This window comes from Phenylobacterium sp. CCH9-H3 (assembly GCF_001557235.1).
GTDB lineage: Bacteria > Pseudomonadota > Alphaproteobacteria > Caulobacterales > Caulobacteraceae > Phenylobacterium.
In genome coordinates this window covers 48,449-56,837 of sequence record NZ_LSJI01000045.1, presented here as the reverse complement: position 1 = coordinate 56,837, position 8,389 = coordinate 48,449, and the positions used below count along the sequence as shown (strand labels likewise).

Here is an 8,389-nt window from a genome sequence, read left to right as displayed (position 1 = left end):
GCCGACGATCGGCACGGCGCTCCAGATGCTCCGACCCGGCGTCGAGACGCAGGCGCACCGGCACACCGGCAGCGTCGTCTACTACGCTGTCGAGGGCCACGGGGCGATGACCATCGAGGATCAGACCTTCGCGTGGGGGCCAGGCGACTTCATCGCGCTGCCGCCCTGGGCGCGCCACGCGCACGCGAACCGCTCCAGCACCGAGCGGGCGATCCTCTTTCAGGTCAACGACCTCGTGGTTCTCAAATCGCTCGGCCTCTATCGCGAAATCCCGGCCTGAAGGCCTTCGCCCCCCAGACAGCCAAAACAGGCGCACGATGAAACTGGTTTCCTACAACGACGGCCACCTGGGCCTGCTGGTGGACGACGATCACCTCGTCGACCTGAGCGATCTTGCCGCCCAGCCCCCTGGCGCGTGGCCGCCGACCGGCATGGTCGATCTTATTGGCCGCTTCGACCACCTTCGGGGCCTTATCGGGGATCGGGCGAAGGCTGGATCCCGCATCCCGCTCAGCGGCGTCCGCCTGGAGTGTCCTATCGCTTGGCCGAACAAGGTGGTGGCGTTTCCGGCCAACTATGACGCCCACATCTCCGAGATGAAGGAGGGCGTGATCTCCAAGTTCAGGGCGAGCGGCCAGGGCTTCTTTCTCAAGGCCAACTCCAGCCTCAGCGGACCGCAGGACCCCATTGTCCTGCCGCCGATTGCGGGTCGGGAGATCCATCACGAGGCTGAGCTCGCCATCATTATCGGCCGGCGCGGCCGCAGCATCCCGCGCGACAAGGCCCTCGAACACATCTTCGGCTACGCCTGTCTGCTGGACATGGTGGTGCGCGGCCAGGAGGAGCGGGTCATGCGCAAGTCGTTCGACACGTTCTGCCCGCTGGGCCCGTGGTTGATCACGGCCGACGAGGTCGGCGCGACCGACGCCCTCGAGCTCGAATTGACCGTCAACGGCGAGCGTCGCCAGCATGCCAACACGCGCGATCTGATCGTCGACATCCCTGGGATGATCGAGATGGCCTCAGCGGTCATGACGCTCTACCCGGGGGACATCATCGCTTCGGGTACGCCCGCAGGCGTCGGACCGGTACAGCCGGGAGATCGTCTGCAAGTCTCGATCGAGCGGGTCGGCGTGATGTCGGTGAGCGTCGTGCAGGGCCTGGACGGCTGCCACGGCGTCTGGAGCAAGCCTGCGGCGCAGGCCAGCGCCTGAGGTGCTGGCGGCTCGTCCCTGAATTTGACCCTAAGGCCGGAGGATAGGCCATGAAGATCGAAGGCGTCGCGGCGATTGTGACCGGAGGGGCGTCCGGCCTTGGAGCCGCCACGGGCAGGATGCTGGCCTCGAGAGGCGCAAAGGTCACCCTCTTCGACCTGAACGAAGAGGCCGGAGAGAAGGAAGCGGCGGCCATCGGGGGGGTGTTCCGCAAGCTAGACGTCTCGGACGACAAGGCGGTGGCCGACGCGGTCGCCGCTGCCGAAGACGCTCATGGCGTCGCGCGCATCCTTGCGAACTGCGCGGGCGTCGCGCATGGCAAGCGCACCGTCAGCCGCGACTTCGAACCTCACCCGCTCGAACTCTTCCGACGCGCCATCGAGATCAACCTCATCGGCACCTTCAACGTCCTGTCCAAGGTGGCGGCCAGGCTCGCCCGCGCCGAGCCGTTGGGCGAGGAGCGTGGCGTGATCATCAACACCGCCAGCGTCGCTGCGTTCGAGGGCCAGGTGGGACAGCCGGCCTACGCCGCTTCCAAAGGGGGTGTCGTCGGCCTGACCCTTCCGATCGCCCGCGAACTGGCGCCCCTGGGCATCCGGGTCGTGACCATCGCGCCCGGGATCTTCTGGACGCCGATGCTGGGGGTGCTGCCCAAGGAGGAGCTCGCCTCGCTCGGCCAGCAGGTCCCCTTCCCCGCTCGGCCCGGACAGCCGGACGAATATGCGATGATGGTCGAGAGCATTGTCGCCAACCCCATGCTCAACGGCGAGACGATCCGTCTGGATGGCGCCATCCGCATGCCGCCGCGGTTCCGCTGAGACGTCTCGTCCCCGGGTCGTGGGACAGACAGGCCGCACGGCATCGGCAGTCTAGGGATCAAGCGCCAGAGCCCCTGTGGGCGGCCAATGTCAACTGAAGGCTCCATGTTGGATACCCCCACGCGGCTCCCGGCCGCCTACCCTCTCGGGTTCACGCCGCTGCAACTCATCGGCGGGACCCTGGTCGACAGCCCGACGAGCTTCCCGGTCATCGATCCCTCGACGGGCGAGGCCTTCGCCATCTGCCCCGAGGCCACGCCCGAACAGCTGGACGAAGCGGTCGCTGCGGCGCGGCGCGCCCAGCCGGCCTGGGCCGACACCGATGTCGCCGTGCGGCGCGAGCATGTGCACCGCTTTGCCGATCGTCTGATCGAGCATAAGGCCGAGATCGCGCGCCTCATCACCCTGGAGCAGGGCAAGCCCTACGCGGCCTCAGTCGGCGAAGTGCAGCGGGCGGCCGACTCGATGCGCGAGATCTGCACTATCTCCATCGAGAACGAACTCCTCCGCGAAGACGAACGCGGTCGCGTGGAGCTGCAACACCGTCCCCTTGGCGTGATCGCCGCCATCGCCCCATGGAACGTGCCCATCGCCCTGGCGGCGCCGAAGATCGCCTCTGCGCTCTACACCGGCAATGCGGTGATCCTGAAGCCCTCTTCGATGACCCCGCTGTCGTCGCTCCTGATGGCCTCGGTCACGGCCGACGTGCTGCCCCCCGGGCTCTATTCGGTCCTGGCCGGCGGCGGCCGACTGGGCGGCTGGATGACCGACCATCCCGGGATCGACAAGGTCAACTTCACGGGCTCGGTGGCGACCGGCAAGCGCGTGATGGTCGCCTGCGCTGCGTCCCTGAAGCGTGTGACCTTGGAGCTCGGCGGGAACGACGCCGCCATCGTCCTGGACGACGCCGACGTGGACGAGATCGCACCGAAGATCTTTCCGGCGGCCTTTGGCCTGGCCGGCCAGGTGTGCATGGCGATCAAGCGCCTCTATGTCCCGGAACCCCTTTACGAGCGCATGGTCACGGCCATGGCCAAGCTCGCGACGGAGGCCAAGCTGGGCGGCGGCTTTGAGGAGGGCGTGCAGATCGGCCCGGTCCAGAACAGCGGACAGTTCGCGGAGGTCATGGCGCTCATCGAGGAGACGAAGGCGCTCCCCGGCGTCCGCATCGCGGCCGGCGGCCATGCGCTGGACCGGCCCGGCTACTTCATCGCGCCCACGGTCGTCGCCGACATCCAGGAAGGCACCCGGCTCGTCGACGAGGAGCCCTTCGGGCCGATCCTGCCCATTCTGTCGTACAAGACGGTCGATGAGGCGATCGACCGGGCCAACAACTCGATCTTCGGACTCGGCGGGTCGGTGTGGACACGCGACCTTGACCGCGGCGCCGCCGTCGCAGCGCGCCTGGAAGCCGGCTTCACCTGGGTCAACCACCACGTGGGGACCACGCGCGACCTGCCGTTCGGCGGGGTGAAGCAGTCGGGAATGGGCCGAAACGGCGGTCGACCCGGCGTCCATAGCGACATGGAGGTCCAGGTCATCGTCGTCCCTCCGGCTCCCAAAGCGGCTGCGGAGGTCGTCAATGCGGCCTAGGGCGGTTCCAACCGTCTTCATGCGCGGCGGCACCAGTCGCGCCTTGTTCTTCCATCGACGGGACCTGCCCGCGGCTCCGCAGCCGCACGACAACGAAGCTTGGAACGACATCTTCCGCGCCGCCCTCGGCAGCCCCGATCCGTACGGTCGCCAGCTGAACGGCATGGGCGGGGGGCAATCGTCGCTTTCGAAGATCGCGATCGTCGCGCCGTCGGCGCGGGACGACGCCGATGTCGAGTTCACCTTCGCCCAGGTCGGCATCATCGACCCAAGCGTCAGCTATCGGGGCACATGCGGCAACATCTCCTCGGCCGTCGGTCCGTTCGCGGTGGACGAGGGCTTGGTTGTGGCCGCCGGCGAGACGGCGGACGTCCGCATCTTCAACACCAACACAAGCAAGCATGTGGTCGCGCGGTTCGCGGTCCGCGACGGCAGGTCTGTCGAGGCCGGGGACTACGACCTTCCGGGCGTTGCCGGCCAGGCTGCGCCCATCCGGCTGTCATTCGTCGAGCCAGGCGGCGCGGCGACCGGCAAGCTTCTGCCGACAGGTAACACGGTCGACGCGTTGCGCCTGACCGATCGCGCCGTGCGCGCCACACTGATCGATGCGGCCAACCCGGTCGTCGCCGTCATGGCCTCGGATCTGAACCTGCAGGGCCACGAGACTCCAGGGCAGCTGCGCGACAACGCCAAGGCCATGGCGCGCTTCGAGGAGATCCGCATCGCAGCGGCGCTCGCGATGGGGCTTGTCCAGGACGCGGAGGAGGCGGCGGTCCGGGTGACGAACCTGCCGCTGGTCGCCATCGTGGCCGATCGCCGGTCCGACGCGGATGCAGGTGAGCCGGAAGCAGATCTTCAGGTGCGCATGATCTCCGCCGGCCTTCCGCATGGGGCGATCCCCCTCACCGGCGCGCTGGCGCTCGCCGTCGCAGCACAGATTCCGGACACCCTCGTCTCCCAGGCTCTCAACGACCGCCTGACGCCGGATCGGCTTCGCATTGCCCATGCGAGCGGCGTCATCGATGTCGCCGCCAGCGTCGAGTCCGGTGCGACCGGATGGGTCGCGCACGAAGCGGTGGTGTTCCGCACGGCCCGACGGTTGATGGAAGGCCGGGTGCTGCTTCCGACGGCGCACCTTTAGGACGGCGCCGCGCGCTCCGAGCGCAACCGTCCGACGCCCACTTGGAGCGCCAGCCGCGCTGCATCCGGCGCCCTCAAGGCAAGCGATCTGCATCACGGCTGCACGCAGATTGGCCAAGCTCCCTGGATCAACGTTCGCCTGAGGAAGCGATGCGGGCCTGGGTCGCGCCGCGGCGCCGCTCGCGCTGGGCGCTGGAGGGTCTCATGCACCAGAGTTCGTCAACGTTCATCCGGCTGACCTTGGCGGGGGTCGCCGGCCTCTACTGCCTCCTGCAGTTGCCCGTTGCTCTCATGGTGTTCGGCCACCGGTCCGGACAACCCGGGTTGGCCGAACGGACGGACGGAGCAACCGCCGGCGACAGTGTTCACCGGTTCACGCCGCTCATCGAGCAGATGTCGACCGTTCAGGTTGGGGCTGGCTTCGTCCAGATCGCGCTCTACGCGGTCGCCGCAGTCGCGCTCGCCTGCCGCTGGCGCGGAACGCCGTGGGTCTTCGGCGTCGCCTTGGGGGTTCAGGCCGGCCAGCAAATGGCCATGCGCGCCCTGCCCGCCTACCCCCAAACCTGGACGGCGAACGAGCAGGTCCAGGATATCCTCGTCCTGGCGACGATGGCGCTCATCGCCGTCGCAAGCCACTGGCTGACGAGGGCTCGACAGCCACAGGCGTCCTGATGGCGCCGTTGCCGCCGGTCGGGCCTCTAGCCCTCGTCCGCCACCCAGTTCATGAACCGGTGGAGCGGCAGGAAGCCATCGTGCGGCAAGCCGGGCAGCATCATTTCGCCCATGCCCAGCGCGACGACACGCTGCACGCCGGCGGCGCACAGCAGATCGCGCACTTCCGCCTTCCGCTCCGGCGGCCAGACGCCGACGGTCTGGGTGGCCGGGTTGGCGAACGACACCGCGTCACGGATGTCGTTCACGGGGATCACGTTGACGACCTTCCCGGTCGGATGGAAGGTCACCGGCTCCGGCGAGCGGAGCACAAGGCCACCGCCGTTGGTGTCGCCCCAGGCCTTGTACATGGGCTCGAACATCCGAAGCGCGGCCACCTCCTCGACCACCTCGGGCGGCGGCGGCACGGAACAGGCCGAACCTGAAGCCCGATCCACATGCAGCGCGTCGGACAGGCGCGCACAGTAGCGATCGACTTCCTCGGGCGTGCCTTCCACGAACTGGAATCGGCTGGAGGCGCAGGCCTCCTGGTCAAGAAGCTGGACATCCTCGGCCGACAGTTCCACCGCCAGTCGCAGCGCGTCTTCGGACGCATGCGCTTCGCGCCCGATCATTGAGATCGAGACCTTCGGGTCGAAGGCCACCATGGAGATGCCCGGGCCGAGGTACTTGATGACGTTGCGGACCGCGGACTCGCCGCCCCAGACCACAATCTTGTCGAAGTACTGCGGCCGGTAGAGGATGTTCTCGACGCTCCCGTCGCCACCGCGCCAGTACACCGCCGAGAAGGAACGCAGCACCGGATGCTCGGGATCGATCTCCGCCATGGTGCGCAGGATCGCCGACGCGGTGACGAGGTCGTTTGAAGGCAACTTCAGGACGTTGACGCCCTTGGTCAGCGCGCCGCGGGCGATGCTGGCGCCAGCGACGCTTGGCGTATTGCCGGCCAGGATGTGAACCAGGCGTGGCGGGAAGGCGCGTACGCGGACCGTGCGGCCGCTGTAGTCGACGACCTCCTTCCAGCCGTCGGTGACGGCCGCGCCGCCCAGGGTCTGCTCGACTTCGAACTCCAGCGCCTTGCGATCGAAGTGCGCCGGCAGCGTGCGGTAGATGTTTTCGATCACGCGGCGGTCGAGCGGATTAAACTTCGAGGTGACCTCGATGGCCGCCTGCAACCACGGGTTCCGGTCAAGCGCCAGGCGCTCGCCGGTCTCCACGAGGAAGTCGATCACCTCGCTCATGCTCAGCCCGTAGGCCGGGGGCAATTGGCTGCGCGGATGCACGAGGCCGTCCAGGTCGAGCGCCGGCGTCGTGAAGGCGGGGCTGGAGGCCGAGGCCGGGAACTCCAGCGCATAGTCCTCGACGATCCGGCCGGCGACCACGTGCGGAACCCGCAGCCGCTCGGCGCCCGTTTCCAGGGCCTCGGGATTGACCACGACGTTCATCACGCGATCTCCCCACGAACGTAGCTGGCCATAGTCCCGGCGCAGCTCAGCTTGTCGTCTCCACCGGCGAGATCCGAGTATCGCGCGACGCTGGTCACGCCTGGACTGGGCCGCCCGCAGGCGCAGGGCCGGTAGTCGACCGTCACCTTGTCGCCCGTGATGATGCCGCCCCATCGGCCCTCGACGGCCAAGTCGAGGAAGGCGAAGCGGCCTTCCACCTGTCCGTCCACAGGCTCGAGCAGATGCTCGCCTTCCTTGTCCAGGATGAGCATCTTGACCCACGGCGGACAGTGATAGCGGCCCTCGTTGCAACCGAGGAAGCCGGTGAGCATCTCCACCATCCCGTAGGGGATGTAGTAGCGCGAACTGTCGACGCCGAAGAAGCGGCTGAGCTGCTCGCGATAGTCGTCGGGGAGCGTCACGCCCTTGCTTCCGCCGCCGGAGAAGATGGTCGACTGCGGGTGCAGCTCACCGTCCTTGAGCCCGCGACGGTGCGCCTCTTCCATGAGCAGGAACAGCGGGAACCAGAGCCCGACGATCAGCACCGGCTCGTCCTTGTGTCTGATCAGCGCGTCGGCCAGCTCGGCGATGGAGCGTTGCATCTCCTCCTGCCGAGCCCGCGCCGCCTGCTCGAGCTCCTTCAGCTCGCCGGGGGTCGCGCTGCCGTCCATCATCTTCCGCCGCAGTTCGCCCTGGCGCTGGGTGTCGGCCTCGCTGATCGCGCGGTCCGAGAGCCAATAGACGGCGCCTGGACGGCCGTAGGACTTCGCCACCGAGTGCATGAGGTCGACGAAGATGTACTGCCCGGTGCTCGGCCCGATCATGAACACCGGCATGTTCTGGGCGCCGGCGGTCAGGCCCTGGCTGATCGCGATGTTGTGGACCACGCTTTCGCAAGCGGTTTCCAGGTCCTTCCGCGTCCGATTGAGGAAGGAGGTCTTCCCGGAGGTGCCGCTCGAGGGCACGAGGATGTGGCCGTGGTCCGCCAGCGTCGCAAGCCAGCTCTCGGTGTCGGTCACGCCGGAGACATCGACATTGACCTTGTGGGTCGACAGCGTCTCCAGCCAGCGGTTCATCAGCGCCCACTGCTTGTTGCGGATGAACGTCTCGGGATAGCTCTTGTAGGTCTGGTGCGCGAACAGCAGCGGCACGAGATCGTCAGGCCGCTTGATTTCCTCGACGCCGACCTCCCGCGCCCGCTGGTCGAGGATGCCGATCTGCCCGCGGCGTAGGAGGAAGAGCTCCCGGATCGCCTGCATCTGCAGGGCGTCGATCTCCTCGCCGCCATAAGCGAAGGGGTCCTCCGTGTCGATATATTCGCGGATCCGATCCACCGCGGCCGTGGCGGCCCCTGCAGACGACACAACACTCATCAAAGTGGCTCCCGGATCATCAAGCTGGTCTGCGCTCTTGCCCGGCCCCGCCGAGCGCGACGTGCAGGGCGCGATCCGAGCAGAGGTCGAGCGACTGAAAACGGTCTAGGCCCGGGGCCCCTGGGGGTATGTCA

Annotated in this window: 8 protein-coding genes; 6 read left to right on the top strand and 2 right to left on the bottom strand. The window is 67.7% G+C overall.

Annotated elements, in window-relative coordinates; all coding sequences use genetic code 11:
• From AX721_RS03845 to AX721_RS03820, 6 genes are all read left to right on the top strand, one after another.
• Positions 1-280 (top strand): cupin domain-containing protein (locus tag AX721_RS03845; protein WP_156466991.1); only part of this gene is annotated, 280 nt, incomplete at its 5' end.
• A 37-nt stretch (positions 281-317) separates the two neighbouring features.
• Entirely contained in the window at positions 318-1,214 is an 897-nt protein-coding gene (locus AX721_RS03840) for a fumarylacetoacetate hydrolase family protein (RefSeq protein ID WP_068874709.1), read from the top strand.
• Between the two features lie 50 nt (positions 1,215-1,264).
• A complete protein-coding gene (locus AX721_RS03835) occupies positions 1,265-2,032 on the top strand; it encodes an SDR family NAD(P)-dependent oxidoreductase (protein ID WP_068874708.1) in 768 nt (255 codons plus the stop codon).
• Positions 2,033-2,137: 105 nt separating this feature from the next.
• The gene (locus AX721_RS03830; RefSeq protein ID WP_082765761.1) at positions 2,138-3,625 is read left to right on the top strand and encodes an aldehyde dehydrogenase family protein; all 1,488 of its coding nucleotides are present in this window, start codon (positions 2,138-2,140) and stop codon (positions 3,623-3,625) included.
• Entirely contained in the window at positions 3,615-4,766 is a 1,152-nt protein-coding gene (locus AX721_RS03825) for a PrpF domain-containing protein (RefSeq protein ID WP_068874707.1), read from the top strand. Before AX721_RS03830 ends, AX721_RS03825 begins: the two co-directional genes overlap by 11 nt.
• Before the next feature lie 149 nt (positions 4,767-4,915).
• Positions 4,916-5,437: a hypothetical protein gene (locus AX721_RS03820; RefSeq protein ID WP_068874706.1), complete on the top strand. Its 522-nt coding sequence runs from the start codon at positions 4,916-4,918 to the stop codon at positions 5,435-5,437.
• Between the two features lie 26 nt (positions 5,438-5,463).
• Here the strand turns inward: AX721_RS03820 and AX721_RS03815 are convergent, their stop codons facing one another.
• Together AX721_RS03815 and AX721_RS03810 are read right to left on the bottom strand one after the other, a co-directional pair.
• Positions 5,464-6,882: an acyl-CoA reductase gene (locus AX721_RS03815; protein WP_068874705.1), complete on the bottom strand. Its 1,419-nt coding sequence runs from the start codon at positions 6,880-6,882 to the stop codon at positions 5,464-5,466.
• Positions 6,882-8,255 (bottom strand): hypothetical protein, encoded by a 1,374-nt coding sequence (locus AX721_RS03810; RefSeq protein WP_156466990.1) that lies wholly within the window; start codon positions 8,253-8,255, stop codon positions 6,882-6,884. Before AX721_RS03810 ends, AX721_RS03815 begins: the two co-directional genes overlap by 1 nt.
• Positions 8,256-8,389: the final 134 nt, after the last annotated feature.